The 461-nt window shown below is 59.0% G+C and carries 1 protein-coding gene; it reads right to left on the bottom strand.

Translation table 11 applies throughout. The annotated features are described in order from the left end of the window. Positions 1-461: hypothetical protein (locus M3O22_09295; GenBank protein ID MDP9196934.1), on the bottom strand; the 461-nt coding region annotated here is incomplete at both ends.

The raw sequence follows: 461 nt of genomic DNA, 5'->3' as shown, positions 1-461 counted from the left end.
CACAGGTGAACCAGCTGCCAGGTGGCCCCCACGCAATGGTATATGAAGGATCAATCCCCGGTATCCGGATGATTTCCCGGACACAACGCCCCAGAACCAGCCGCACATCATCGCCGCGGGTGACCGCGCGGAAAACAGGGTGTTCCAGGGCATCCTCAGGTTCCAGGTTCCGTGTTTCCTGAAAAATGCGCTGGGCCCAGGCCAGTTCTGTGGATGGGGTGTTGATATGCCCCGCTTTTTTTCCCGTCAGGCTGATGATTCTGATGGCATCAACAGTACCGGCAAGCGCCGGATCCAGGGCACGAACCCGGCCCCACAGCGGTCCCAGGTCAGAAGTTCCATTCCTGAAAGCCCGGGCAATATCATTTCTGAGACGGATCAGCGGATCCCTGCGCAGCGACGCAAGGTCCGTAAAGACCGGAGAGAGTGGAATTACCCTCTTTTTAGGAGGGGGGGGGGGG

Source organism: Pseudomonadota bacterium, from assembly GCA_030775045.1.
Taxonomy (GTDB): Bacteria; Pseudomonadota; Alphaproteobacteria; order JALYJY01; family JALYJY01; genus JALYJY01.
The sequence above is the reverse complement of the archived record's forward strand: the minus strand, read 5'-3'. Positions and strand labels throughout refer to the sequence as shown.